Source organism: Vibrio sp. V31_P5A7T61 (assembly GCF_009904895.1).
Classification (GTDB): Bacteria; Pseudomonadota; Gammaproteobacteria; order Enterobacterales; family Vibrionaceae; genus Vibrio; species Vibrio metschnikovii.
Genome location: NZ_WXWI01000057.1, coordinates 143,639 through 168,187 on the forward strand (window position 1 = coordinate 143,639; position 24,549 = coordinate 168,187).

The 24,549-nt window shown below is 45.6% G+C and carries 28 protein-coding genes and 1 pseudogene; 14 read left to right on the forward strand and 15 right to left on the reverse strand.

Annotated elements, in window-relative coordinates:
• Window positions 1-348: pseudogene (locus CAG58_RS12965) on the forward strand (gamma-glutamylcyclotransferase family protein).
• A gap of 80 nt (window positions 349-428) precedes the next feature.
• Here CAG58_RS12965 and ppa read toward each other — a convergent pair.
• Complete coding sequence (gene ppa, locus CAG58_RS12970) at window positions 429-959, reverse strand: inorganic diphosphatase (RefSeq protein WP_004394570.1); 531 nt, start codon at window positions 957-959, stop codon at window positions 429-431.
• Window positions 960-1,213: 254 nt separating this feature from the next.
• Window positions 1,214-2,227, reverse strand: a complete 1,014-nt coding sequence (fbp, locus tag CAG58_RS12975; protein WP_004394571.1) for a class 1 fructose-bisphosphatase — start codon at window positions 2,225-2,227, stop codon at window positions 1,214-1,216.
• A 301-nt stretch (window positions 2,228-2,528) separates the two neighbouring features.
• Here fbp and mpl point away from each other — a divergent pair, with 301 nt between their 5' ends.
• The 5 genes from mpl to thiQ all read left to right on the forward strand — a co-directional run bounded on the left by mpl (window position 2,529) and on the right by thiQ (window position 8,122).
• Window positions 2,529-3,890, forward strand: a complete 1,362-nt coding sequence (mpl, locus tag CAG58_RS12980; protein WP_161426704.1) for a UDP-N-acetylmuramate:L-alanyl-gamma-D-glutamyl-meso-diaminopimelate ligase — start codon at window positions 2,529-2,531, stop codon at window positions 3,888-3,890.
• Between the two features lie 31 nt (window positions 3,891-3,921).
• Window positions 3,922-4,542, forward strand: coding sequence for a flavin prenyltransferase UbiX (locus CAG58_RS12985; protein WP_161426703.1), 621 nt, complete (start codon window positions 3,922-3,924; stop codon window positions 4,540-4,542).
• A gap of 253 nt (window positions 4,543-4,795) precedes the next feature.
• Window positions 4,796-5,809 carry a thiamine ABC transporter substrate binding subunit gene (gene thiB / locus CAG58_RS12990; RefSeq protein WP_161426702.1) on the forward strand — a complete coding sequence of 338 codons (1,014 nt, stop codon included), beginning with the start codon at window positions 4,796-4,798 and terminating at the stop codon, window positions 5,807-5,809.
• Window positions 5,810-5,812: 3 nt separating this feature from the next.
• Entirely contained in the window at window positions 5,813-7,405 is a 1,593-nt protein-coding gene (thiP, locus tag CAG58_RS12995; RefSeq protein ID WP_161426701.1) for a thiamine/thiamine pyrophosphate ABC transporter permease ThiP, read from the forward strand.
• A 3-nt stretch (window positions 7,406-7,408) separates the two neighbouring features.
• The gene (gene thiQ, locus CAG58_RS13000; RefSeq protein ID WP_158144656.1) at window positions 7,409-8,122 is read left to right on the forward strand and encodes a thiamine ABC transporter ATP-binding protein; all 714 of its coding nucleotides are present in this window, start codon (window positions 7,409-7,411) and stop codon (window positions 8,120-8,122) included.
• Window positions 8,123-8,230: 108 nt separating this feature from the next.
• On the opposite strand, the gene yjgA is transcribed toward thiQ, so the two are convergent.
• Complete coding sequence (gene yjgA / locus CAG58_RS13005) at window positions 8,231-8,758, reverse strand: ribosome biogenesis factor YjgA (protein WP_154170055.1); 528 nt, start codon at window positions 8,756-8,758, stop codon at window positions 8,231-8,233.
• Window positions 8,759-8,869: 111 nt separating this feature from the next.
• On the opposite strand from yjgA, the gene pmbA reads away from it, so the two are divergent.
• A complete protein-coding gene (pmbA, locus tag CAG58_RS13010) occupies window positions 8,870-10,213 on the forward strand; it encodes a metalloprotease PmbA (RefSeq protein WP_161426700.1) in 1,344 nt (447 codons plus the stop codon).
• Window positions 10,214-10,284: 71 nt separating this feature from the next.
• Here the strand turns inward: pmbA and mgtE are convergent, their stop codons facing one another.
• From mgtE to CAG58_RS13070, 12 genes are all read right to left on the reverse strand, one after another.
• A complete protein-coding gene (mgtE, locus tag CAG58_RS13015) occupies window positions 10,285-11,640 on the reverse strand; it encodes a magnesium transporter (RefSeq protein ID WP_004394579.1) in 1,356 nt (451 codons plus the stop codon).
• A 158-nt stretch (window positions 11,641-11,798) separates the two neighbouring features.
• Window positions 11,799-12,077 (reverse strand): HPr family phosphocarrier protein, encoded by a 279-nt coding sequence (locus tag CAG58_RS13020; RefSeq protein WP_161426699.1) that lies wholly within the window; start codon window positions 12,075-12,077, stop codon window positions 11,799-11,801.
• 6 nt (window positions 12,078-12,083) lie between these two features.
• Entirely contained in the window at window positions 12,084-12,944 is an 861-nt protein-coding gene (gene rapZ, locus CAG58_RS13025; RefSeq protein ID WP_154170061.1) for an RNase adapter RapZ, read from the reverse strand.
• A gap of 8 nt (window positions 12,945-12,952) precedes the next feature.
• A complete protein-coding gene (gene ptsN, locus CAG58_RS13030) occupies window positions 12,953-13,405 on the reverse strand; it encodes a PTS IIA-like nitrogen regulatory protein PtsN (protein WP_004394582.1) in 453 nt (150 codons plus the stop codon).
• A 1-nt stretch (window position 13,406) separates the two neighbouring features.
• A complete protein-coding gene (gene hpf / locus CAG58_RS13035) occupies window positions 13,407-13,694 on the reverse strand; it encodes a ribosome hibernation promoting factor (RefSeq protein ID WP_004394583.1) in 288 nt (95 codons plus the stop codon).
• 23 nt (window positions 13,695-13,717) lie between these two features.
• The gene (locus CAG58_RS13040; RefSeq protein WP_161426698.1) at window positions 13,718-15,172 is read right to left on the reverse strand and encodes an RNA polymerase factor sigma-54; all 1,455 of its coding nucleotides are present in this window, start codon (window positions 15,170-15,172) and stop codon (window positions 13,718-13,720) included.
• Window positions 15,173-15,271: 99 nt separating this feature from the next.
• On the reverse strand, window positions 15,272-15,997 hold the full coding sequence (gene lptB, locus CAG58_RS13045; protein WP_161426697.1) for an LPS export ABC transporter ATP-binding protein: 726 nt from the start codon (window positions 15,995-15,997) through the stop codon (window positions 15,272-15,274).
• Between the two features lie 2 nt (window positions 15,998-15,999).
• Window positions 16,000-16,497 carry a lipopolysaccharide transport periplasmic protein LptA gene (gene lptA, locus CAG58_RS13050; RefSeq protein ID WP_040904005.1) on the reverse strand — a complete coding sequence of 166 codons (498 nt, stop codon included), beginning with the start codon at window positions 16,495-16,497 and terminating at the stop codon, window positions 16,000-16,002.
• The gene (gene lptC, locus CAG58_RS13055; protein WP_040904008.1) at window positions 16,478-17,041 is read right to left on the reverse strand and encodes an LPS export ABC transporter periplasmic protein LptC; all 564 of its coding nucleotides are present in this window, start codon (window positions 17,039-17,041) and stop codon (window positions 16,478-16,480) included. Before lptC ends, lptA begins: the two co-directional genes overlap by 20 nt.
• Window positions 17,038-17,595, reverse strand: a complete 558-nt coding sequence (gene kdsC / locus CAG58_RS13060) for a 3-deoxy-manno-octulosonate-8-phosphatase KdsC (protein ID WP_161426696.1) — start codon at window positions 17,593-17,595, stop codon at window positions 17,038-17,040. Before kdsC ends, lptC begins: the two co-directional genes overlap by 4 nt.
• A complete protein-coding gene (locus CAG58_RS13065; RefSeq protein ID WP_004394588.1) occupies window positions 17,595-18,569 on the reverse strand; it encodes a KpsF/GutQ family sugar-phosphate isomerase in 975 nt (324 codons plus the stop codon). Before CAG58_RS13065 ends, kdsC begins: the two co-directional genes overlap by 1 nt.
• A gap of 14 nt (window positions 18,570-18,583) precedes the next feature.
• Window positions 18,584-19,549 carry a calcium/sodium antiporter gene (locus CAG58_RS13070; RefSeq protein ID WP_154170067.1) on the reverse strand — a complete coding sequence of 322 codons (966 nt, stop codon included), beginning with the start codon at window positions 19,547-19,549 and terminating at the stop codon, window positions 18,584-18,586.
• Between the two features lie 371 nt (window positions 19,550-19,920).
• Here CAG58_RS13070 and mlaF point away from each other — a divergent pair, with 371 nt between their 5' ends.
• Genes mlaF through murA form a run of 7 tightly spaced genes read left to right on the forward strand, consistent with a single transcriptional unit; the run spans window position 19,921 to window position 24,483 of the window.
• Window positions 19,921-20,724 (forward strand): phospholipid ABC transporter ATP-binding protein MlaF, encoded by an 804-nt coding sequence (gene mlaF, locus CAG58_RS13075; protein ID WP_040904029.1) that lies wholly within the window; start codon window positions 19,921-19,923, stop codon window positions 20,722-20,724.
• Window positions 20,714-21,505: a lipid asymmetry maintenance ABC transporter permease subunit MlaE gene (gene mlaE, locus CAG58_RS13080; RefSeq protein ID WP_154170069.1), complete on the forward strand. Its 792-nt coding sequence runs from the start codon at window positions 20,714-20,716 to the stop codon at window positions 21,503-21,505. The genes mlaF and mlaE overlap by 11 nt, the downstream gene beginning before the upstream one ends.
• Window positions 21,506-21,507: 2 nt before the next feature.
• Complete coding sequence (gene mlaD, locus CAG58_RS13085; RefSeq protein ID WP_154170071.1) at window positions 21,508-21,996, forward strand: outer membrane lipid asymmetry maintenance protein MlaD; 489 nt, start codon at window positions 21,508-21,510, stop codon at window positions 21,994-21,996.
• Window positions 21,997-21,999: 3 nt separating this feature from the next.
• Window positions 22,000-22,638, forward strand: coding sequence for an MlaC/ttg2D family ABC transporter substrate-binding protein (locus CAG58_RS13090; protein ID WP_154170073.1), 639 nt, complete (start codon window positions 22,000-22,002; stop codon window positions 22,636-22,638).
• On the forward strand, window positions 22,635-22,961 hold the full coding sequence (locus CAG58_RS13095; protein ID WP_040904013.1) for an STAS domain-containing protein: 327 nt from the start codon (window positions 22,635-22,637) through the stop codon (window positions 22,959-22,961). The genes CAG58_RS13090 and CAG58_RS13095 overlap by 4 nt, the downstream gene beginning before the upstream one ends.
• Window positions 22,954-23,208 carry a BolA family iron metabolism protein IbaG gene (ibaG, locus tag CAG58_RS13100; RefSeq protein WP_004394594.1) on the forward strand — a complete coding sequence of 85 codons (255 nt, stop codon included), beginning with the start codon at window positions 22,954-22,956 and terminating at the stop codon, window positions 23,206-23,208. The genes CAG58_RS13095 and ibaG overlap by 8 nt, the downstream gene beginning before the upstream one ends.
• Before the next feature lie 9 nt (window positions 23,209-23,217).
• Window positions 23,218-24,483 carry a UDP-N-acetylglucosamine 1-carboxyvinyltransferase gene (gene murA / locus CAG58_RS13105; RefSeq protein ID WP_161426694.1) on the forward strand — a complete coding sequence of 422 codons (1,266 nt, stop codon included), beginning with the start codon at window positions 23,218-23,220 and terminating at the stop codon, window positions 24,481-24,483.
• The last annotated feature ends 66 nt before the right edge of the window (window positions 24,484-24,549 follow it).

Genomic DNA, 24,549 nt, shown 5'->3' on the forward strand with positions numbered 1-24,549 from the left:
TTGCTGTCTCTAGTGTTTGTCTATGGCACCTTACGACAAGGGCAAAGCCATCACGATTATTTAAGCGCAAGTAAGCTTTTGGGCTATTTTTAAACACCGCCAAGCTATGCGTTGCATGATCTTGGTCCGTATCCGGGATTGATTGCTGGTCAGCAATCAATCAAAGGGGAAGTGTATCAAGTTGATGAGCGCACATTGGCAAAACTTGATGTATTAGAAGATGTCCCCGTTGAATATCGACGTGAAACGATTGATACTCCTTACGGTCTGGCTTGGATATACATTTATCAAGAGGCGTCGCGGCTTGATTCTGAAATTGAATCTGGCGATTGGTGCCAACGTATTTAAGCCGTGTTTTCTCAATGAAAAAAGCCAGCAATGCTGGCTTTTTGAGCTTATTCACCCTGACTTAATCAGGGGAAAGAGCCTTATTTTTGCTGTGCACGCTCGTAAGAAGAGAGGATTTCAGCACGCGCAGAAGCGGCATCTTCCCAACCTTCTACTTTTACCCATTTACCGCTTTCTAGCTCTTTATAACGCTCGAAGAAATGCGTGATCTGAGCTTTCAGTAGTGCTGGAATATCATTCACATCTTGAATGTGGTCGTACTCTTTAGACAGCTTAGAGTGTGGAACGGCGATGACTTTGGCATCTTCACCGGACTCATCACTCATCTTCAGAACACCCACTGGACGACAACGAATCACAGAACCCGGGATCAATGGGTAGGGTGTTGGAACCAATACATCAACTGGGTCACCATCAAGAGATAGTGTGTGGTTCACATAACCGTAGTTACATGGGTAGAACATAGGCGCAGACATAAAACGGTCAACGAATACAGCACCAGAATCTTTATCTACTTCGTATTTGATTGGATCTGCGTTCGCTGGGATCTCAATCACTACATAGATATCATCTGGCAGAGATTTTCCTGCTGGCACATTATTTAAGCTCATTACGGTTTCCTTTTGGTTAGCCGGATTTTAAAAAGTGTCGCTCATTATTATGCAAACTGCACGTCGGTGCAAAACCGACGTGCAGAAAAAGGCGAAGTTTACCTGTAAAAAGCCGGATACCCAAGTAGCAGTGCTCAACTCGATGGGCTTTTAGCTCCTGCTAACTTTAAGGATCAGCGCCATTGATTAGATTTGTTCTATGGTTATTCGATATTTATCGACAACGCTCAGTCAGTTGAGTCCCGTTCAGATGACTATTCATCTGGGTAGGTTTCAAGGAACTGAGAGACTTTTTCAACCATCTGTTTTGAACCGACAAAAAACGGCACACGCTGGTGTAACTCGGTAGGTTTGATATCAAGGATACGTTGTCTGCCATCTGTCGCTAAGCCCCCCGCTTGCTCAATCAATAGTGCCATCGGGTTGCATTCATACAGCAAACGCAGCTTACCGTTGGGGTGACTTTGAGTGCTTGGATAAAGATAGATGCCGCCTTTGAGTAAGTTGCGGTGAAAATCGGCGACTAATGAACCAATATAACGTGAGGTGTAAGGGCGGTTATCTTCCGGTACGCTCTCTTGACAGTATTTAATGTATTTTTTAACGCCGGTTGGAAAACGAATGTAGTTACCTTCGTTGATGGAGTAAATTTTGCCCTGCTCTGGGATGCGCATATTTTCATGAGAGAGACAAAATGAACCAATCGACGGGTCGTAAGTAAAGCCATTGACGCCATTGCCGGTGGTGTACACCAACATAGTCGAGGAGCCATAAATCACATAGCCAGCGGCTACTTGTTTATGGCCGGGCTGAAGGAAATCTTCTGCGGTTGGTGGTCCGCCAACGGGAGAGATGCGGCGATAAATCGAGAAAATGGTCCCCACTGAAACGTTGACATCAATATTCGATGAGCCATCGAGCGGATCCATTAACACGACATATTTCGCATTTTGGTTGAGCTCTTTATTGAAGGCGACCGCCTCATCTTCTTCTTCACTAGCCACACCGCAGACTTGATCGCGCGCTTCTAAAGCCGCTTTAAACTTATCGTTAGCGTAGACATCCAGTTTTTGTTGCTCTTCACCTTGAATATTATCGTTACCCGATGCGCCAGTAATATCAGCTAATCCAGCTTTATTGATTTCTCGGTTAACGATTTTAGCGGCAAGACGAATGGACGCAAGTAGAGAGGAGAGTTCACCGCTTGCATGGGGGAAGTCGTGTTGTTTTTCAACAATAAACTCACCAAGGGTGCGCATCTTCGACATGTTATTTCCTTAACACTTATTGGTTCTGGGGGAGAAAGGTAACGCGAAAGAGTAGGGTCATCAGCGTTGGTGTTCTTACTCCTTGAGAAGAAAGCAAATTTAGCTACCTTTTCAAGGTGTTTCGTTATAGCGGTGATTTTAAATCCTAGAACTTTTTACGAGTAATAAACTAACTGCCGAAGATCTCAATTTAGATGTCGACTTTCGATAAATTACATTGTGGCGATTTGTGGTACTCGCTTTTATGGTATGAATCAGGATAATGGTCAGGCAGACAAACAGCACAAGTGAGATCAGGTTGATGCATATTCATATTTTAGGGATTTGTGGCACTTTTATGGGCGGATTGGCGATCCTCGCTCGTCAGTTAGGTCATCAAGTGACGGGTAGTGATGCGAATGTCTATCCACCAATGAGTACGATGTTATCATCACAAGGCATTGAAATTATTGAGGGTTTTAATCCTGAACAGCTAACCCCACGTCCTGATCTGGTGGTGATTGGTAACGCGATGAGTCGTGGTAATCCTTGTGTTGAGTATGTTTTAAACCACAATTTACGTTATACCTCTGGGCCGCAATGGTTACATGATTTCTTATTGCAAGATCGTTGGGTTCTGGCTGTGGCGGGAACGCATGGTAAAACGACCACCGCGAGTATGTTGACGTGGATTTTAGAACAGTGTGGCTATCAGCCCGGTTTTCTTGTCGGTGGCGTATTAGGCAACTTTGATCTCTCAGCTCGCTTGGGAGAAAGCATGTTTTTTGTGGTTGAAGCCGATGAATATGACAGTGCTTTTTTCGATAAGCGTTCTAAGTTTGTTCATTATCACCCACGAACCTTGATCCTGAATAACTTAGAGTTTGATCATGCGGATATTTTTGATGATCTTGAAGCGATCAAGCGTCAGTTCCATCACTTAATCCGCACCTTACCGGATAATGGACGAGTGTTTGCTCCCCAGCAAGACTCTGCTTTGGCGGATGTGTTGAGTCGAGGATGCTGGAGTGAACGAGAATTAATGGGTCAGCAGGGGCAATGGCAGGCTAAAAAGCACAACCCACAAGGCTCACAATTTGCGATCTATTTTCAAGAACAACGAGTGGGTGACGTTGAGTGGTCATTGATTGGTGATCACAATGTAAATAATGCCTTAATGGCGATTGCCGCCGCGCGACATGTGGGCGTTACGCCAGATTTGGCCTGTCAGGCATTAGCAAGCTTTATCAATACTAAGCGCCGTTTAGAGCAAAAAGGTCAGGAAAATGGCGTGACTGTTTATGATGATTTTGCTCATCATCCGACGGCGATTGAACTAACTTTGTCTGGCTTACGTAACAAGGTCGGCAATGAGAAGATCATTGCTGTCGTCGAACCTCGCTCTGCAACCATGAAATTAGGTGTGCACAAAGGCACGCTGGCGGCATCACTCGCGCAAGCTGATTCAGTCTATTTTTTTCAGCCTAACGAATTAGCGTGGTCGGTTGATGAGGTGGCTCAGCAATGCTCCTCACCCGCTTATGTGAGCAATAATATCGACGACTTAGTTGAGAAAATTTGCGTAGCAGCCAAACCGGGCACGCACATTTTAGTGATGAGTAATGGTGGTTTTGGCGGCATACATAACAAGTTACTTGCCACGCTTAAAAAGCGCGCTCAGTAACACTTTAGGCATTAAATAAAAAGTGACCGACATGACAACACATAGCCAAGCCATTACCTTAGCCTGGACCGGAGCCTCTGGCGCACCCTATGGACTGCGTCTTTTAGAATGTTTACTCGCCAGTAATCATACAGTGTATTTGCTTATCTCATCGGCCGCCAGAGTGGTATTAGCGACGGAACATGGTTTGCAATTGTCTAGTCAACCCCAAGCGGCGCAGCAGCAGTTGGTTAAGCAGTTTAATTGCGATCCGAGTAAACTGATCGTCTGTGGCAAAGAAGAGTGGTTTTCCCCCGTGGCTTCAGGCTCTGCGGCACCGAAAAAAATGGTGGTTTGTCCTTGTTCAGCAGGCAGCGTTGCTGCTATCGCTCATGGCATGTCGGACAACTTGATTGAGCGCGCTGCAGATGTGGTGCTCAAAGAGCGAGGACAGTTACTGCTGGTGGTTCGCGAAACCCCGTTCTCTACCCTGCATTTAGAGAATATGCATAAATTATCGCAAATGGGCGTTACCATTATGCCGGCAGCGCCCGGTTTTTATCATCAGCCTAAATCGATCGATGATTTGGTTGATTTTATGGTAGCTCGAATTCTCGACCATCTAGGGATTGAACAGGGACTTGTGCCGCGCTGGGGGTATGATCAGCGTTAAGTAGCTTCTTTCATGTTTTAGCATTACAATCTTATTCACTCATCGGGGAGCCAACCATTCATCATCGAATGGCGCTGAGATCAAGCCATGCTTGGGACCCGCATTAGTCATCGCCTTGACCGTCAAGCGATACTGACTAAACACCTGAACCAGATAATACTGGCGTAGGAATTGAGCAGGAGATTCGACACAGACTCATGGACGCTGTCTCACTCTTTCTCAAGCCTGTGCCGCTCACCATGGAGCGCAAGCCTTGAAAAATCAATACTCTATCATCGCATTAACTAGCCTATTCTGTTCTTCCCTCGCGCTTGCCGCGCCACCCTCGACAACCGATAAACCAACCTTGACGGTGTATACCTATAGTTCATTTATCGCGGATTGGGGGCCGGGTCCGGTGATTAAAAAAGCGTTTGAAGCCGAGTGCAACTGTCAACTAAACTTGGTTGGTTTGGATGACGGCGTATCGATTTTAAATCGCTTACGTCTTGAAGGTCGCCATACTAAAGCGGATGTTTTGTTGGGTTTGGATAACAACTTGATGACCGAAGCAGAACAAACAGGACTGTTAGCCCCTCATTCTGTCGATTTATCAGCACTGACTCTGCCGAATGGTTGGAGTGATGAGACCTTTATCCCTTACGATTATGGCTATTTTGCGTTTGTGTATAACCAGAAAACCTTAACTCATCCACCGCAGAGCCTGAGAGAACTGGTCGAACAGCGCGATGACTTGACGATTATTTATCAAGATCCGCGGACCTCAACTCCAGGTCAAGGATTGCTACTATGGATGAAGTCGGTCTACGGTGATCAAGTCGCCACCGCATGGCAGCAACTGGCGAAAAAAACCGTCACGGTGACCAAAGGGTGGTCGGAAGCTTATTCAATGTTTTTAAAAGGGGAGGCCGATATGGTGCTCTCTTATACGACTTCTCCTGCTTACCATAAGATGGCTGAAAATGACCATCGTTATACCACGGCTAACTTTGCTGAAGGTCACTACATGCAGGTTGAAGTTGCGGCTAAGGTGAAAAGTAGTCCGAACCAAGCATTAGCGGCTCAATTTATGCAATTTATCGTCAGTGATGCCTTCCAATCGGCTATCCCAACCACCAACTGGATGTATCCTGTAACCAATGTAGCTTTGCCTGAAGCTTTCTCTGAATTACAACAACCCAGCCAATCATTGACCTTTAGTGCCAACGAAGTAGCGGCACAGCGTCGTCATTGGATTCGTGAGTGGCAACACGCATTGACTTTTTAATCGATGATCTTATCAACGACGCCTAAATTAGGTATAGGGGTCGCAGCATTAGTTGCGGCCCTAGTTATTAGTGCATTGGCCGCTTTATTGTGGCAAGCCCCTTCTTTTGCGATTAGTCAATTATGGCATGACGCTTATTACCGTCATGTTACTTGGTTTAGTTTCTATCAAGCATTTTTTTCTACGTTACTGAGTGTGGGCTTTGCTATTCCAGTCGCTCACGCTTTAAGTCGTCGCCGCTTTAAAGGTAAAGAACTTCTCCTCAAGCTGTTTGCGATGACCTTGGTGTTACCCGTTTTAGTCGGGGTATTTGGTTTACTCGCGATTTACGGTAATCAAGGATTAGTCGCCAAGATACTTGGCTATTGGCACATCCGTCTGCCTTTTTCGATTTATGGTTTAAACGGAATTTTATTGGCTCATGTGTTTTTTAATTTACCTTACGCAAGTCGATTATTGTTGCAAAGTTTGGTCGCGATTCCACTTGAACAGCACAAGTTATGCGCCCATTTAGGCATGAGCAGTTGGCAAAAATTTAAATGGGTTGAGTGGCCAAGACTGCGCCAACAATTACCTCATGTCGCTAGCCTAGTATTCATGCTCTGTTTTACCAGCTTTGCTACGGTTATGGCATTAGGCGGAGGACCGAAAGCGACGACCATTGAGCTAGCGATTTATCAAGCGATGAAGTTTGATTTTGATTTGGCTACGGGGGCACTGCTAGCCATTTGGCAGATGTTATTGTGTGGATTGTTATACTTTTCGATGCAATGGTTTAGTCGTTGTTTGCCCGCAACTCAAGGGGGAAATTATCCTGTCCAAGTTTTTGGGGGGGACAGTCGACTAAAACAACTCTGGGATGGAATGTGGATTGGTGTGGTGATCTTATTAGTCATTCCTCCTTTACTGATGGTGGTTTTAAGTGGTTTAAATAGCTACCTGTGGCAAGTGTTGAGTAGTCAGGAATTTTGGCTTGCTACCGCAGCCTCTTTTCAAGTGGCCAGTGTTACCGGTGCGATAGCGTTACTTGCAGGATGTGCGATAGTTATAACGAGTCGTCACTGGCGAATCAATCAACAACCTATTAAAGCCAATAGTATTGAATGGATTGGCACCATTATTCTGGTTACGCCAGGCTTAGTGATCAGTACCGGGTTATTTTTGTTGCTGCGTCAAATGGTCGATATCTTTAGCATGGCTTATTGGTTGGTGGTCGTCGTCAATAGTGTTATGGCGTTACCTTATGTGATTAAAACCTTATCGCAACCGATGTTGCATATTGCTCAGCAGTACCATTTATTGTGTGCCAGCCTTGGTTTAAGGGGTTGGCAGCGTTTGCGACTGATTGAGTGGCGAGCGCTGAAAAAGCCGTTTGCTCACGCTTTCATCATTAGTTTTTTAGTCTCCATGGGGGACCTGAGTGCGGTAGCGCTATTTGGTAGTCAGCAGTTTCGCACCCTCCCGCTGTACTTATACCAACTCATGGGTAGCTATCAGATGCAGGCCGCCGCGGTAGTGTCATTGGCTTTATTGGTCTTTAGCGTGGGTCTTTATTACGGCGTTGAACGGCTATTGCAGATTAAACAGAGAGAGTAAATCATGCTAAATATTGCAAAGCTTACTTATCAATATCAAGATGAGAGTTTCATGTTTGATTTAACGATCAAGCAAGGCAGTATCATGGCGTTGATGGGACCCAGTGGGGCAGGTAAGTCAACGTTGCTCAGTTTAATTGCCGGTTTTATCAACCCTCAAAGTGGTCAAGTTGAGGTTGAGGGGCATTCTGTGCTCGGTCAACCACCCCATCAGCGACCTTTTGCGATGTTGTTTCAAGACCACAATTTATTTCATCATCTCACCGTCTGGGAAAATATTGCACTCGGGCTAAATCCAAGTCTTAAATTAACCGATAGCCAGCGACAACAAGTGGTTGAGGCCGCACGTCAAGTCGGACTTGAAGCGTTACTAACGCGTTTGCCTGAGCAACTCTCCGGCGGCCAAAAACAACGGGTAGCCTTGGCGCGATGTTTTGTACAAGCTCATCCTATTTGGTTGTTGGATGAACCTTTCTCGGCTCTTGACCCGTTATTACGTGAAGAAATGTTGGAATTAGTTAAATCATTAGCTAAAGCGCGATCAGTGACGGTATTGATGGTCACGCATCATCTTAACGATACTCAAACCATTGCTAGTCACTTTGCGTTTTTAGCTCAAGGTCAAGTTCAGGTGACCGGCGAGATTGAGCAGTTGCACGAGCGCAACGCTCACCCATTATTTAGCGAGTTTGTTCGAGCAGGAAGTCATCGTAGCTAATGGTCACGATGACTTCCTGCTCGTTAACCTTTGTTCCGTTTTGCCCTCAATCCCCCCGTGAGTGAAGGTTATTGAAGGCGAACGTTTTTATTCCTACGGCTGAGAAGTTTAGCTATCTTGCCCATAAAGGGTTTTGATCATTTGATAAATTTCTCGCGCCGCTTTGGGCGGCTTTTGACCTTGTTTCTCTTTACTGGCTTGACGAGCCAATTGGCGTAAACGCTGTCTATCGGCTTCAGGATAGTGCTCCATCAAAGCTTCAATCGCGCTATCACCTTGTTCAACAATTTTATCCCGCCATTGCTCTATCTTATGCAAGATAGCGGTAGTTTGAGCGTGTTTATTGCGCAATTTATCCAAAGCGATTTGAATCGGCTCCGGATCAACGTGGCGCATCATTTTACCAATGTACTGTAATTGACGGCGACGTGCCTCGTTTTTAAAGCGTTGTGCATCTTTCACCGCTTCGGCTAACTCTTCTGGTAGCGGGACTTTTTGCAAGGCAGATGGTTTTAACTCCACCAACTCTTCACCGAGTTTTTGTAAGACAATCATGTCATTTTTCAGCTCAGTCTTACTGACTAAGATGATCTCTTCTTCCTCTTCCCAAGGGGCTTTCTGGTTTTTACGCGCCATAGTCTTCACTAATTAGTTATTTATCTCTGCTATTTTAGCAAGAATCGTGGGGAGAAAGCGAAATTCTTGTTATCCTAAGACGATAAAAGCTCAATTAGTTGTGGATGAGAGATGGATATTAGACAGCAAGTGATGATCCAACGTGCCGAACTTGAAGCGGCGGTAGCTAAAGCACTCGATATGGCCTCTGCTCAAGCGGATGCCGCCGAAGTGGCAATCAGCAAAAGTACCGGGTTAAGTGTTTCCACTCATATGTGTGAAGTGGAAAGTGTTGAATTTAATAGCGATGGTGCCTTGGGGATTACCGTCTATCGAGGTCAACGTAAAGGCAGTGCATCAACCTCTGATTTGAGTGAGAAAGCCATTCATCAGACCGTATTAGCGGCTTTAGATATTGCTCACTATACCTCAGAAGATCCGTATGCTGGCCCAGCGCCCAAAGCGTTAATGGTTAAAGATATCCCAGATTTAGATTTGTTTCATCCTGATGAGCCAAACCCTGATCGCGCTGCTTCGATTGCCATTGCTGCAGAGCGTGAAGCTCTCAACTACAGCAGTAAAATTAAACAAAGCGATGGAGCGAGCTACGACAGTCATTACGGCGTCAAAGTTTATGGTAATAGCCACGGTTTATTAGCCAGTTATGCTTCGAGTCGTCACAGCATCAGTTGTAGCGTCATCGGTGAAGGCAAAAATGGCGAGATGGAGCGTGACTACAGCTATACGGTGGCACGTCATCGGGATGACTTATGGACACCCCAGCGTGTTGGTCAACAAGCGGCAGAGAAAACCATCCAACGTTTGGATGCTCGCCAACTGAAAACGGGTCAATATCCGGTGATGTTTGCTGCCGATGTCGCGACTGGCTTAATGGGCCATTTAGTGACGGCGATCAGTGGTGGCAGTCTGTATCGTAAATCCTCTTTTTTGTTGGATCATTTAGGTCAGCAAATTTTGCCTAGTTGGTTCACGATTAATGAGCGTCCACACTTATTGCGCGGCCTTGCTTCGACCCCTTTCGATAGTGAAGGGGTGGCGACGATTGACCGAGAGATCATCACCGATGGTGTTCTAGCAACATACTTATTAACCAGCTACGCCGCACGGAAGATGAATATGCAGCCAACAGGCCATGCCGGTGGGATCCATAACTGGTTTATTACCTCTACAGGACAAGACTTTGATCAATTACTCAAAACAATGGGCAGTGGTTTGTTGGTTACTGAGGTGATGGGGCAAGGTGTGAATACGGTGACTGGGGATTATTCTCGCGGCGCAGCAGGATTTTGGGTGGAAGATGGCCAAATTCAGTATCCTGTTTCTGGTGTGACGATTGCTGGTAACTTAAAAACCATGTTTAAGCAATTGCTGGCGGTCGGAACTGATGTCGAAACTCGTTCACAAATTCAAACGGGTTCGATGTTGATCGAATCAATGAAAGTTGCTGGCGAATAACGCTAACGGCTAGGCCACAAAGCGCTGAATACCATCAGCGCTTTGAGTCATCCGACATTAAAACGATGTCGCTAAATCAGTAGTGTCGCTAAACCCAAGAAAACCGATAAACCGACTACATCGGTCACGGTGGTTAATGCCATACCACCAGCTAATGCGGGATCGATATTCATTTTTTTGAGTAGGATAGGAATCGTCACACCCGCGACGCCCGCAATGAATAGGTTGGCCATCATGGCGGCAGAAATAATCCCACCCAACAGCCATTCTCCTTTCCATAACACGACGATGGCACCAATGATCAGTGCCCATAATATGCCATTAAAAAAGCCGATCGCGGCCTCTTTAAGCAATAGTTCGCGTTTATTACTATCACCAATGTGGCCAAGAGCCAATCCACGGATCACCAACGCTACGGTTTGATTACCGGCTACCCCCCCCATAGAGGGGACGATGGTCATTAATACCGCAATGGCAGCCATTTGCTCCAATGTTGCTTCAAACATATTCGACACCGAAGCCGCGGTCAGTGCCGCTAAGACGTTGGCACCCAGCCAAATACTGCGCTTACGAGTCGATTTTAACACGGGGGCAAAGGTATCTTCATCGTCGTTCATACCCGCCATACTCATCATTGAGTGCTCGGCATCTTCACGAATTACATCCACCACATCATCGATGGTAATTCGACCTACTAAATGTTGGTGCTCATCGACCACTGGAGCAGAGACCCAGTTACGTCGCTCAAACAGACTAGCGACATCCGAGTCTTTGGCATCGACCTTAATCGCTTCATCGGCATCTTCCATCACTTCACTGACTTGAATGTCAGGCTGAGTGGTGATGAGGGTGGCTAAAGGTAGGTAACCAATCAGTTTGCTCTCTTCGTCAATGACGTACAGTGAGTCTGTGGCATAGGGCAGTTGGCCTTTCATCCGTAAATAACGCAGCACAACATCAACATCAACGTCACCACGAATAGTGATGACGTCAGTATTCATCAGACCGCCAGCGGTATCTTCTGGATAAGACATCGCTGTTTCGACACGTTGACGCTCGGCGGCATCCATTTGTGCCAATACTTCACGAGAGACATCATCTGGTAAGCTACGCAGTACATAAGCTAAATCGTCACTGTGCATCCCTTCGGTTGCTTCGATGAGCATCTCTGGGGCCATCTTCGAGACTAACGCATCTTTGACGTCTTCGTTGAGCTCTTCAAGGATCTCGCCGTAATCTTCAGGGTCGGTCAATTGCCACAAAACATCACGAGCTTTGCGGGGAGAGGCTTCTAACAGGTGGGCGATATCTTCCGGTTCCATGTCCTGCAGTTGCCTGCGCACATGAACAAAGCGACCATTTTCTAGCGCTTCGGTAATTTCTTGGAGGGTGTTATGGGCTTGGTCAAATTCAATCGGTTCGGCCATGCTTCCTCCTCACGGTTATTAAGTTTTTGACAATAGACAGAATAGTAACTTAATTTACGAATCAAGTAACCTGAAGATATTGGAGCGGTCAATGTCAATAGGATTAACAACGAATTAACATTCGACGGTAGGGATAGGTGAAGAAGATTCGATAACGCTTATTCGCTCTCATCAAATTTACTTTCAATCAGTTGGCATACCGCATCCAGAGCGGTGCTGGCATCGTCACCATCGGCACAAATAGAGATTCTCTGTCCTTGAGCCGATTCGAGCATCAGTAAGCCCATCACACTGTCCGCGGTGGCTTGCTTCTCATCTTCGCCTTTAATGGTAATCACAGCTTGAAAAGATTGAGCAAGCTCGACCAGTTTAACGGCAGCTCGCGCATGTAGCCCCAGTTTATTTTGAATGAAGATTGTACGATGCTCGTGTGCCATAAGGGATTATCCTTGATGTTTCTCTAATGAATGATGGCGTATCTGGACTTGATGACCCAGTTGGGCGAAGTACTCACCGAGTTGTTGAGTGAGATACACCGAGCGATGTTTGCCGCCTGTACAGCCAATCGCAATGGTTAAATAACTGCGATTGTTTTTTTCCAGTAGCGGTAACCAATATTCAAAAAAACGTTGAATATGCAGTTTTAATTCAATCACATCGCTGTGACTTTCAAGAAACGATTTGATCGGTGCATCCAGTCCAGTGAGAGGGCGTAAATCTGGCTCCCAGTGAGGGTTGGGTAAAAAACGTACATCAAATACGTAATCCGCGTCGCTTGGTATACCATATTTAAAGCCAAAGGATTGGAAGACCATCACTAAATCACGCCGTTCACGCCCTTCGACTCGCATACGTACAGTTTCGCTCAGCTCATGCAAAGATTGATTGCTGCTGTCTAGTAACAGATCCGCCTGCTCTTTTAATGGCGCTAATAGACACTTTTCCCGCTCGATGGCTTGAGCTAAGGTCGGTTTATCATCTTGTAATGATAAGGGATGAATGCGGCGTGTTTCACTGTAGCGTTTGAGCAGTGTCTCTTTACTGGCGTCCAGAAAGAGTACACTGACATCATTATTTTTTTTGAGTTGGTCTAAGACATCTTCCACCAAACTCGGTTCTTTCGGTAAGTTACGGATATCAATACTCACCGCGACATTTTGTTTGCTGTCTTGCACTGATTGTATGAAGGCATCTAATAAGCTAACGGGCAGGTTATCGACACAATAGTAACCTAAGTCTTCAAGGACTCGTAAGGCGACACTTTTCCCCGCGCCAGATTGACCACTCACTACAATTAAACGCATCACAAGACCTATTGAGGTTGATTGAGCATAATATCGTATAGCTCTTGGTCGCTTTCGGCGTGTCTGAGCTGCTTAAGAATTTGCTTGTCGTTGAGGCGTTCGGCCATGCAAGATAAGGTTTTCAAGTGTTCTTTACACTGCTCTTCTGGAACCAGTAAAGCAAACAAAAGATCAACCGGTCGGTTATCAATGGCATCAAACTCAATCGGTTCAGCACACTGAATCAATACGGCGACCGCCTTTTCACTGTCAGTCATTCGGGCATGGGGAATCGCAATACCATTGCCGATGCCAGTACTGCCCATTTTTTCACGACTGAGCATGCATTCAAACAGCTCAGTGGCATTTTGACCAGTATGTTGAGCGGCGATTTCACTGATGATTTCTAATGCTCGTTTCTTGCTAGAACATTGGACTGCACTTTTGGTGCAGTCCAATGAGAGTACTTCGCTTAATTGCATGTTAATGGCTACTTAGCTTTTCTTTATGCTTGTTGAGTTGACGAGAGAGTTTATCCACTAAACTGTCGATCGCGGCGTACATATTTTCATCGTCTGCCGTCGCGTGGATTTCTCCCTGGTTTACGTGGAGCGTAGCTTCGGCGATCTGGCGAAGTTTTTCAACCCGTAAAATCACTTGAGTGGTATTGATATGCTCGAAAAAGCGCTCAAGCTTTTGAAACTTCGAATGAACATAGTCTTGCATTGCATCGGTAAGATCAATGTGGTGGCCTTGGATATTGATTTGCATAGACATTCCTTCTCTGTTGGGCCTTATAACAGGCGTTTCCGCTGACTCGAGGGCGCAATCGCCAAGGATTCACGGTATTTTGCAATGGTCCGTCTTGCTACCTGAATCCCTTGATCAGCGAGTAGGGCTGCGATTTTGCTATCACTTAATGGTTTCGCTGGGTTTTCTGCCGCCACCAATTTTTTAATCAGGGCGCGAATCGCAGTCGATGAACACTCTCCGCCATTATCGGTACTGACATGACTTGAGAAAAAGTACTTTAATTCAAAAATACCCCGTGGGGTGTGCATGTATTTCTGGGTCGTCACTCGAGAAATGGTTGACTCATGCATTTCCACGATCTGTGCCACGTCATTTAACACCATCGGTTTCATGGCTTCCTCGCCATATTCGAAGAAATCGCGTTGATGTTCAACTATGCACTTGGCAACTTTGAGCAAGGTCTCGTTTCGGCTTTCTAGGCTCTTAATTAACCACTTTGCCTCTTGCAAATTCGACCGAATGTAGTTGCTGTCAGGATTATTACCGCGGGCAAGACTAGCGTATTGCTGATTGATCTTTAATTTCGGGACGCTATCGGGATTAATGCTGACTTGCCATTTACCTCGGTCTTTATAAACCGAGACATCGGGAACGACATATTCTGCTTGTTCTTGAGAGATTCGATTACCTGGACGAGGATCTAACTGTTGAATCAGTTGTAGCGCGTCACGTAAGACCTCTTCTTTGAGTTTGCTCTCTTTAACAATCAATTTAAAGTCACGATTACCCAACAGGTCGATGTAATCAGTGAGTAGCAGTTTGGCTTCGCTTAACCAAGGTGTCTCACTCGGATAGGTTGCCAATTGCAGTAATAAGCAATCTTGCAGATTGATCGACGCGACGCCAAGGGGATCAAACTGTTGGATACGTTTGCGAACCGCTTCTACTTCATCGAGTTCGATCTCTTGTTCTGCGAAGTTTTCTAAAATCTCACTCAGCGGGACAGTGAGGTAACCGTGATCGTCGATCGCGTCGATTAACGCTCGGGCGATGGTACGATCGGTATCACTAAAAGGGGTCAGATCCAGTTGCCACAATAAATAATCTTGTAGTGTTTCGGTAGTCTCTCCTTGATAAACCGGTAACTCATCGTCGAAGGCTAACCCCGTACTGCCACTGTTAGCGCTGTAGACATCATCCCAAGTGGCGTCCATTTCTAGTTCGGCACTGATTTCTGATTTTTCGATTAATTGTGAACTGTCTTCTGGTTCGCTCGCCTCTGCACTGGGAGCTGGGTCTTCATTGCGCGCAGAGTTGTCGTTAGCGGAGAACTCTTCAATGGTCTCTTCAACATCCAGTAGCGGGTTAGAGATCAAAGCTTCTTGGATCTCTTGTTGTAGATCCAAGGTAGAGAGTTGCAGCAAACGGATGGCTTGCTGCAACTGGGGAGTCATGGCTAACTGTTGACCAAGCTTGAGCTGTAATGAAGGTTTCATTCAGTATTAACTACCTTGTCTAGGTGATGCCTTACTTGATGTTTATCCTGCGACGTTAATGCCTATCCTACTGATCATCGATAAGTAGTCGTACTGTAATCATAGACGGAATTGTTCACCAAGATAAACCTGTTTTACTTGTTCATTATTCAGGACTTCGTGTGGTGTACCTTCGGCAATCAAACGTCCTTGACTGACAATATAGGCTTTTTCACACACGTCGAGGGTTTCTCGTACGTTATGGTCGGTGATCAGCACACCCAGTCCACGATCGCGCAAGTGCTCAATGATTTTCTTAATATCAATGACTGAAATCGGATCGACGCCAGCAAATGGCTCATCGAGTAAGATAAATTTCGGATTGGCAGCCAATGCGCGGGCAATTTCTACTCGGCGGCGTTCTCCGCCTGACAGTGCCATGCCGGCACTATGACGAATATGTTGGATATGAAACTCTTCGAGAAGATCTTCAAGTTTATCTTGTCGCTCTTCATGGGGCATTTCTTCACGCGTTTGTAAGACCGCCATGATGTTATCCTCGACCGATAATTTGCGAAAAATCGAGGCTTCTTGCGGTAGATAACCAATGCCTAGTCGTGATCGGCTGTGCATCGGCAAAATGCTAATGTCTTTATCGTCGATCATGATCGAACCTTCATCGCGCGCAACCAAGCCAACAATCATATAGAATGAGGTGGTTTTACCAGCACCATTGGGGCCAAGTAAACCGACGATCTGCCCAGATTCAACTTGTAGGCTCACATCGGAGACAACTTTACGTTTTTTATAGCTTTTGGCTAAATGTTCTGCTTTGAGTATCGACATAATTAATCTTGCTGCACGGCTTGAGGTTGAAGAATGGTAGAGACGCGTTCCGATCCCTGTCCATCAGCAATCAGTTTTTGTGATGAGATCTGATAGCGAATTTGCTGACCCCGGATCTCGCTGTCATCTTGAGCTAACATCGCTTGACCAATCATCAGCAGTTCGTCGTCAGCCATTTTGTAATACAGCTGCTTTGCTTGACCGTGCAAGGTTTTTCCCTCATCGGTCAACTGGGAAAAGGTAGCAGGATTGCCATAACCTTCAATTTGTTCAATTTTGCCGTTTTCCGGATTACGAATCACGACCAGTCGTTCAGCATTGATATTAATACTGCCCTGAACCAGTTTAACATTAGAAATATAGGTCACTCGGTTGTTCTTCATATCCAACTGCAGGCTATCTGAGTTGATATGAATGGGCTGTTGGGTATCAGTAGACAGAGCCAATGTCGGTGCCGAAGCAAATAAACAAGCCAAAAGACTAAGGTGTGAAAGTTTCATATCTACCTTGTACATGGTTATAGAGAACCGCCGAATGGTCAGACAAATTACCCTTCATCGCCTGCCCGTGAGTTTCAAACTGTGGCCCGATCAACGTGACTTGGCTATCAGACCAAAAGTCACGATTATCGAGTTGAATGCTAAATTTACTGGTTGTGAGTCGTTCAAAGCCAGAATCCGCCAATAAATTATGGGCCACAACGTCATCATAAAGGATCAACACTTGCTGTTTAGTGAGAATTCCGCGTTTTGCCGTTAATTGCCACTCTTGGGTTGTTCCATCTCGATACACTTTAAGGACGGGATACTCAAACGTCGTGTTGCCACTTTCCGCATAAAAATCTAAGTGTTGTGAGATAATCTCATAATTCCGTACACCTTGTTGATTGTAGGTGACGTTGTTGAGATGTTTGCCGCTGAACATCGGCAGCTCAAAATTTGGGGTAACTTGAATCGCCGTCGATTGATCTTTATCCAGCAGATAATACCCCGACCAAGCAGCAACAAAAAATAAACAAAGATAAAGGATACGAGTCAAGCTCATATGCTCAGACCTTGATAGGTTTCCAGTTGATCTCGAGCTTGTAAAATAAGATCACAGACTTCACGTACCGCCCCATGTCCCCCTTTAATATGAGTGACATAATTGGCTTTTTGAACCAGTAAAGGGTGTCCATCAGCGACACATACTTTGAGTGCGACCTTGTCCATGACGGGCCAATCGATCAGATCATCGCCAATATAAGCGGTGTGTTCTGGGGCAATGGCCAGCTTTTGACAAATATCGTGATAAGCGCTGAGCTTATCATCTTGGCCTTGGTAAACCAGTGAAATACCTAACGCTTTCATGCGATTTTCGACTATTTTTGACTGACGACCTGTAATGATCGCAATCTGAATTCCCGCTTTCATTAGAGACTTTACGCCATAGCCATCGCGGGTATGGAAGGTTTTTAGCTCTTCCCCCTGGTTACCCATGTAGACCAACCCGTCAGAGAACACACCGTCAACATCACAAATCAGCAGTTGGATCTGCTTAGCGATGGCGAATACATTTGCATCCACTTGGCCATATAAAGTGGTGATTGGTTGAGTCATCACATCACTCCTGCTTTGAGTAGGTCGTGCATATTTAAAGCGCCAACCAACTTATGGTTATCGACCAGCATTAAGCCATTAATACGTTTCTCTTGCATTAAGTTTAGCCCTTCTACCGCGAGTAGGTGGGGGGAAGCAACGGTTGGGTTTTGCGTCATGACTTGCTCGATAGTCGCGCTATGAATATCCACTCGTTTATCGAGAATTCGGCGTAGATCGCCATCAGTGAAAATCCCCACTAAGCGATCATCGTCGCTGACGACGGCGGTCATGCCTAAGCCTTTTTGACTGATTTCTAGTAGTGCTTCTCTGATCAGTGCATTAGGCGAAACTTTAGGCAGCGCTTCTCCTTGGTGCATGATATCCGATAGCTTAAGCAGTAATTTACGGCCAAGGGCACCCCCAGGGTGTGACAAGGCAAAATCTTCAGCGGTAAACCCCCGTGCTTGCAGAAGTGCAACGGCTAATGCATCGCCCATGACTAACGTGGCTGTGGTGCTTGATGTCGGCGCTAAACCTAGCGGACAGGCTTCTTCAGGAACGGTGATTTGTAAATGAATATCGGCCAAGTTCGCCATGGTTGAACGGGGGTTACCAGTCATACTGATGATGCGATTATTGAGCCGTTTTAATACCGGAAATAGCGCTAGAATCTCAGAAGATTCACCAGAGTTAGAAATGGCAAGCACAATGTCACCGCGTTCTATCATACCAAGATCGCCATGCGAGGCTTCGCCTGGGTGTACGAAAAAAGCCGAAGTGCCTGTACTGGCTAACGTCGCGGCAATTTTTTTACCAATATGCCCAGATTTACCGATCCCCATTACGGCGACTTTACCCTGTTTATTCGCGATAATCATTTCACACGCTTGAGTAAAATCAGCATTAAAGTACTGTTCTAATTGTTGTAATCCGGCAATTTCAGTGGCCAGCACTTGCTGAGCAACACGGCGGTAATCAAAGTTTTCAGACATTCCCATTCCCTACATTAAGCAGCCATATTCATCAATAAATACCCTTGATAGGCAATGAATATGATAAACAGTACAGCACCCTCGAGACGGTTAATACTGCGTGATTTACCAAGGGCCATGATCACTAGTAATAATGAGACCGCTAACATGACCCAAAAGTCACGGCCCATAACGCTATCGCTCAGTATCGATGGGTTTAAAATCCCAGGAATACCCATTACGGCAAGAATATTAAACACATTCGAGCCGATGATATTGCCGACGGCCATATCATCTTCACCTTTTAATACTCCAGCCAGCGAGGCAGCAAGTTCTGGTAAGCTGGTTCCGACGGCAATAATCGTCAGTCCGATAACCAAATCACTCATACCAAAATACTTGGCAATGATCACTGAGTTATCAACAAGCATGCTGGCCGCAAAAGGCAGTAGTATTAGACCAATAACGACCCAGATGATGGCTTTTTTATTACTCACATCGCTTGGAATCTCTGATTCACATTCAGCCAATAAGGCATCACCATTTTGCTGCTCTTTACGACTAATGTGTAACATCGCTAAGATAAACACCGCAAAGAGAACAAACAGCAGAATACCTTCATAAAAGCCTAAATAGCTATTCCAGAGCAGAAGACCAGATAATAGCGTCACGCCAACCATCAGTGGTAATTCGCGACGCAAGACCATTGAACTGATTGATAATGGTTTAATTAATGCCGTGATGCCGAGGATCAATGCAATATTGGCGATGTTCGAACCGAGTACGTTACCCACCGCGGTATCCGTTTTGCCATCTAAAGCGGCGGTAGCTGAAACCATCATTTCAGGGGCTGATGAGCCCATCGCTAAAATAGTCATACCGATAACTAAGGGAGAAATACCGACGTTACGTGCGATGGCGGCAGCGCCAAAAACCAGCTTATCGGCACTCCAAACCAGTAGAATCAGGCCGACAATCAGTAATCCAGTGGCTTCGAGCATGGCGATTCCTAATCTCAATAAAAAATGAATGAGTAACCGCTAATTTTGACGTGTTGGTCACTAAAAGGGAAGTCGAAGATAACATTTATTGTGGCATTTTTATCAAGGGTTTTCATGCGTGATTGCGCTTAATTGAGAGAAATCGGACGCTTTACTTACACTTTGTTACCGATTTTTCCGGATAGTCAAAGGTTCGATGACGTTTTCATCACTCTTCTTATCGTCAGTGATGTAAGGTTATTAGAGCAAAATATCACTGGCCGGAGAGAGGGCTTGTCGAATGACTAATTGAACAGCGCTTTTAATTTAGGCCTAATCTGCTTATGATTGCGCATTATCTGGATGGAAAACCACAACAGCGAATCGAGAGTATGTCCGAAACTGATCTAGTGACCATCAATAAGTTAACCTTTTCCCGAGCCAATCGTCTCATCTTTGATCAGGTGAGTTTGCAGGTACCGAAAGGGAAAATCACCGCCATTATGGGGCCTTCTGGAATAGGCAAGACGACCTTGTTACGTTTGATTGGTGGTCAACTCCTGCCTGAAGCCGGTGACATTTGGTTTGATGGCGATAATATTCCCCATTTATCACGTAAACAGCTTTATCAAGCCCGTAAAAAAATGAGCATGCTTTTCCAATCAGGTGCTCTATTTACCGATCTTAATGTGTTTGATAATGTCGCCTTTCCACTTCGCGAACATACGAAATTAAACGAGGCGTTGATAAAAACACTGGTCCTTCTTAAGCTTGAAGCGGTGGGTTTACGCGGAGCTGCCCATTTAATGCCAAGCGAGCTGTCTGGTGGTATGGCACGTCGAGCCGCCTTGGCGCGAGCCATCGCGCTTGATCCGGAACTGATCATGTACGATGAACCGTTTGTTGGCCAAGATCCTATCACCATGGGAGTTCTGGTTGAGCTGATCCGTAACTTAAATCAAGCATTAGGTTTAACGTCGGTGGTGGTGTCTCATGATGTGCCTGAAGTGATGAGTATTGCTGATTGGGTTTATTTATTGGCGGATGGCAAGGTGATTGCTTTTGGTACGCCGCAAGAACTGGAAAATAACCCAGATCCACGCGTGCAACAATTTTTACGCGGTGAAGCGGATGGGCCTGTTCCTTTTCGTTTTCCTGCGCAGTCGATAGAGAAGGACTTGTTTGATGGCCAATAATTGGGAGCAAGCAATCAGTCGCTTTGGTCGGCGCTGTTTAGGCGTTGGCGAATCTTTTGGGCGAGCGAGCTTGATGCTGTTTGGGGCTCTGGTGGGAAGACCAAGACCGATCCAACATTTACCTCTGCTGATTAAACAATTGTACAGCGTTGGCGTACAGTCTCTGGCGATTATTATCGTCTCAGGCCTGTTTATTGGCATGGTTCTCAGCTTGCAAGGTTATGTAATCCTAGTTGATTTTGGGGCTGAAACCAGCTTAGGGCAAATGGTGGCCTTGTCGTTATTGCGTGAGCTTGGCCCTGTTGTCACGGCATTGCTGTTCGCGGGACGAGCCGGTTCGGCGTTGACGGCGGAAATTGGCTTAATGAAAGCTACCGAACAAATCTCCAGTTTAGAAATGATGGCCGTGGATCCGCTTAAGCGAATCATTGCCCCACGTTTGTGGGCTGGACTGATTTCTATGCCTTTACTGGCGATGATCTTTATGGCAGTAGGCATTTGGGGTGGGCATTTAGTCGGCGTTGATTGGAAAGGTATTGATCAAGGTAGTTTTTGGTCGGTAATGCAATCGTCGGTTGAATTAGGTAGAGATATTGGTAACAGCGTGATCAAATGTGTGGTCTTTGCGATCACAGTAACTTGGATCGCGCTGTTTAACGGTTATGACGCTATTCCTACTTCAGAAGGGATTAGCCGAGCGACAACACGTACCGTGGTACACTCGTCTTTGGCGGTGTTAGCACTGGATTTTGTTCTGACCGCATTGATGTTTGGGAATTAAACATGCAGCAAACACGAAAAGTAGAATTTTGGGTAGGGAGTTTTGTGCTAGCAGGAATTTGCGCAATTCTTATTATGATTTTTCACGTAGCTGACGTGAAAGGGTTAGGTTCAAACGATACTTACTCATTAACCGCTGAGTTCGATAATATCGGCAATTTGAAAGTTCGCTCACCAGTCAAAGTGGGTGGTGTAGTCGTGGGGCGCGTATCCGATATTCAGCTGGATCGTCATCGTTTATTGCCGGTTGTGACCATGGCAATCGATAGTCGATATGATCAGTTTTCTGAAAACTCCAGTGTGAAAATACTCACTTCAGGATTAATTGGTGAGCAATACATAGGTTTAGTGCCCGGATTTGTCTTTGATGATGAGCAAATGCTCAAAGATGGTGACCATATTGAAGACACCAAATCAGCGCTAGTATTGGAAGATTTAATCGGCCAAGTGCTGTATAGCGTAGGCAGTTCAGACAGTAAAAAACAGGAGTAAATCATGTTGAAACGGTATTGGGTTTTAGTACTAGGCCTGTTTTTTTCATTGGCAATTCAAGCCGAAGTGATTGATAAAACGCAGCCTTATCAGATGATGAAACAAGTGGCAGAAAAGTCATTTGCTCGTTTAAAAGCGGAACAACCTAAAATTCGCGACAATCCTGAGTATCTTAAAGTCATTGTTGAAGAAGAGCTGATGCCTTACATCAATGAGCAGTATGCAGCGTTGAAACTACTCGGCACACATTTACAAGGGGCTAATCGTGAAGAGGTTGGCCAGTTCATTACGGCGTTTCGCGCTTATATGGTGACAAGCTATGCACAAGCCTTAACTCAATATAACGATCAGCGCGTTGAGTTTGCTCCTGAAGTTCCAGTCCCAGAAGGGCGACGGATTACTGGCGTACAGGTGGAACTGATCGACCCACCAAGACCGAATGTGAAAATTGAGTTCCGTCTGCGTCAGGAGAGAAATGGAGAATGGAAAGGATTTGATATGATTGCAGAAGGGATCAGTTTGTTATCAAGTAAGCAATCTGAGTGGAGCGGTAAAATCCGTCAAGACGGGATCTTAGCGGTCGCGAAAGAGTTGCAACGCTTATCAGAGCAACCGATCCGTTTTGAGAGTGAGTCACAATGAGTGAGCAATGGCAAATGACCAATCCTGAACACGCCTTATTAAAAGGCGCGCTGGATAGAGAAACCGTTCCTAACTTGTGGCGTCATTTACAAACTTGGCAACCGACGGCTTTGCAATGCGAGATTTCTTTAGCAGAGGTACAACGTATCGATTCTGCGGGGATGGTAATGCTCATTCACTTAATAGAGCATGCAAAAACACAAAACTGTCATATAATGCTGAGTTTTGTGCCACAACAACTGCGCACATTATTTCAGTTGAGCAACATCGAAGCGATGATGGCTCAACATATTCAACCATTAGCAGGGGTGAATTGTGGATAGCACACAAGTACAACAATTATTACAACAAGCGCTCAACCTTGAAGAGCTACATGTCAAAGGTGAGGGTAGCCATTATGAAGTGATCGCGATTGATGCGAGCTTCGAGACGATGAGTCGAGTGAAAAAACAGCAACTGATTTATGCTCCATTAATGGCGTACATTCAGCGTAATGATATTCACGCGGTATCAATCAAAACGTTCACCCCACAAGAGTGGGCTCGCAATAAAAAGTTGATGTCGCTGTAAGGTTTTTTAATGGAAAAATTTCGAGTTATTGGGTCAGATAAGCCGCTGCAAGGTGAAGTGACCATTTCCGGTGCAAAAAATGCTGCACTGCCTATTTTATTTGCGTCCATTTTGGCCGAAGAACCAATTGAAGTCGCTAACGTCCCTCACTTACGTGACATTAATACCACGATGGAACTGCTCAAACGCTTAGGCGCAAAAGTGGAACGTAATGGTTCAGTTCATGTTGACGCTAGCCAAATTAACCAATATTGCGCGCCATACGACCTCGTAAAAACCATGCGTGCCTCTATTTGGGCATTGGGTCCACTGGTTGCGCGCTTTGGTCAAGGCCAAGTTTCGCTACCCGGTGGTTGTGCGATTGGTGCACGTCCCGTCGATTTGCATATTCATGGCCTTGAGCAATTGGGTGCGACGATTACGTTAGAAGACGGTTATGTCAAAGCGAGCGTTGATGGGCGCTTACAAGGTGCGCATATTGTTATGGACAAAGTCAGTGTCGGTGCCACGATTACCATCATGTGTGCCGCGACATTGGCAGAAGGTAAAACGGTATTAGATAACGCTGCTCGAGAGCCGGAAATTGTTGATACTGCTGCCTTTTTAAATAAACTTGGCGCTAAAATTATCGGTGCAGGTACAGACAGTATCACTATCGAGGGTGTTGAACGTCTTGGTGGTGGTCGTCATGCTGTGGTTGCTGATCGCATTGAAACGGGCACCTTTTTAGTTGCTGCGGCAGTCTCTCATGGCAAGATCCTCTGTCGCAATACCAAAGCCAGTTTACTGGAAGCGGTACTCGCTAAATTAGAAGAAGCTGGTGCAGAAATTGAAACTGGCGATGATTGGATAAGTTTGGACATGACTGGGCGAGAGCTGAAAGCCGTGTCAATTCGCACCGCTCCCCATCCTGGTTTTCCGACCGATATGCAAGCCCAATTTACTCTCCTGAATATGATGGCCAAAGGTGGCGGTAAAATTACCGAAACCATCTTTGAAAACCGTTTTATGCACGTACCTGAATTGATGCGTATGGGAGCCAAAGCCGAAGTTGAGGGGAACACGGTGATTTGTGGTGATGTCGAATCATTGAGTGGAGCTCAAGTGATGGCAACGGATCTACGAGCTTCCGCGAGCTTAGTGATCGCGGGTTGTATTGCTAAAGGTGAAACCATCGTTGATCGGATTTATCATATCGATCGTGGCTATGAACGCATCGAAGATAAATTGTCGGCGTTAGGGGCTCATATCGAACGTGTCAGTGAGCCAAACTAACGGGCTCAAGGGTTAATGAGCCGAAATTTTAGGATTTCGGCTTTTTTATTTAAGCTCCATTGGAGA

Excerpts from the sequence above, each read along its gene's own strand:
- CAG58_RS13040 (WP_161426698.1), bottom strand. The coding sequence starts at position 15,172 with ATGAAACCTTCATTACAGCTCAAGCTTGGTCAACAGTTAGCCATGACT.
- CAG58_RS13070 (WP_154170067.1), bottom strand. The coding sequence starts at position 19,549 with ATGCTCGAAGCCACTGGATTACTGATTGTCGGCCTGATTCTACTGGTT.
- mpl (WP_161426704.1), top strand. The coding sequence starts at position 2,529 with ATGCATATTCATATTTTAGGGATTTGTGGCACTTTTATGGGCGGATTG.
- mlaE (WP_154170069.1), top strand. The coding sequence starts at position 20,714 with ATGGCCAATAATTGGGAGCAAGCAATCAGTCGCTTTGGTCGGCGCTGT.
- pmbA (WP_161426700.1), top strand. The coding sequence starts at position 8,870 with ATGGATATTAGACAGCAAGTGATGATCCAACGTGCCGAACTTGAAGCG.
- CAG58_RS13065 (WP_004394588.1), bottom strand. The coding sequence starts at position 18,569 with ATGTCTGAAAACTTTGATTACCGCCGTGTTGCTCAGCAAGTGCTGGCC.
- thiQ (WP_158144656.1), top strand. The coding sequence starts at position 7,409 with ATGCTAAATATTGCAAAGCTTACTTATCAATATCAAGATGAGAGTTTC.
- lptB (WP_161426697.1), bottom strand. The coding sequence starts at position 15,997 with ATGTCGATACTCAAAGCAGAACATTTAGCCAAAAGCTATAAAAAACGT.
- CAG58_RS12985 (WP_161426703.1), top strand. The coding sequence starts at position 3,922 with ATGACAACACATAGCCAAGCCATTACCTTAGCCTGGACCGGAGCCTCT.
- mlaF (WP_040904029.1), top strand. The coding sequence starts at position 19,921 with ATGTCCGAAACTGATCTAGTGACCATCAATAAGTTAACCTTTTCCCGA.
- ptsN (WP_004394582.1), bottom strand. The coding sequence starts at position 13,405 with ATGCAATTAAGCGAAGTACTCTCATTGGACTGCACCAAAAGTGCAGTC.
- mlaD (WP_154170071.1), top strand. The coding sequence starts at position 21,508 with ATGCAGCAAACACGAAAAGTAGAATTTTGGGTAGGGAGTTTTGTGCTA.
- lptC (WP_040904008.1), bottom strand. The coding sequence starts at position 17,041 with ATGAGCTTGACTCGTATCCTTTATCTTTGTTTATTTTTTGTTGCTGCT.
- fbp (WP_004394571.1), bottom strand. The coding sequence starts at position 2,227 with ATGTCGAAGATGCGCACCCTTGGTGAGTTTATTGTTGAAAAACAACAC.
- thiP (WP_161426701.1), top strand. The coding sequence starts at position 5,813 with ATGATCTTATCAACGACGCCTAAATTAGGTATAGGGGTCGCAGCATTA.
- rapZ (WP_154170061.1), bottom strand. The coding sequence starts at position 12,944 with ATGCGTTTAATTGTAGTGAGTGGTCAATCTGGCGCGGGGAAAAGTGTC.
- CAG58_RS13090 (WP_154170073.1), top strand. The coding sequence starts at position 22,000 with ATGTTGAAACGGTATTGGGTTTTAGTACTAGGCCTGTTTTTTTCATTG.
- yjgA (WP_154170055.1), bottom strand. The coding sequence starts at position 8,758 with ATGGCGCGTAAAAACCAGAAAGCCCCTTGGGAAGAGGAAGAAGAGATC.
- CAG58_RS13020 (WP_161426699.1), bottom strand. The coding sequence starts at position 12,077 with ATGGCACACGAGCATCGTACAATCTTCATTCAAAATAAACTGGGGCTA.
- kdsC (WP_161426696.1), bottom strand. The coding sequence starts at position 17,595 with ATGACTCAACCAATCACCACTTTATATGGCCAAGTGGATGCAAATGTA.
- hpf (WP_004394583.1), bottom strand. The coding sequence starts at position 13,694 with ATGCAAATCAATATCCAAGGCCACCACATTGATCTTACCGATGCAATG.
- lptA (WP_040904005.1), bottom strand. The coding sequence starts at position 16,497 with ATGAAACTTTCACACCTTAGTCTTTTGGCTTGTTTATTTGCTTCGGCA.
- ppa (WP_004394570.1), bottom strand. The coding sequence starts at position 959 with ATGAGCTTAAATAATGTGCCAGCAGGAAAATCTCTGCCAGATGATATC.
- mgtE (WP_004394579.1), bottom strand. The coding sequence starts at position 11,640 with ATGGCCGAACCGATTGAATTTGACCAAGCCCATAACACCCTCCAAGAA.
- murA (WP_161426694.1), top strand. The coding sequence starts at position 23,218 with ATGGAAAAATTTCGAGTTATTGGGTCAGATAAGCCGCTGCAAGGTGAA.
- CAG58_RS13095 (WP_040904013.1), top strand. The coding sequence starts at position 22,635 with ATGAGTGAGCAATGGCAAATGACCAATCCTGAACACGCCTTATTAAAA.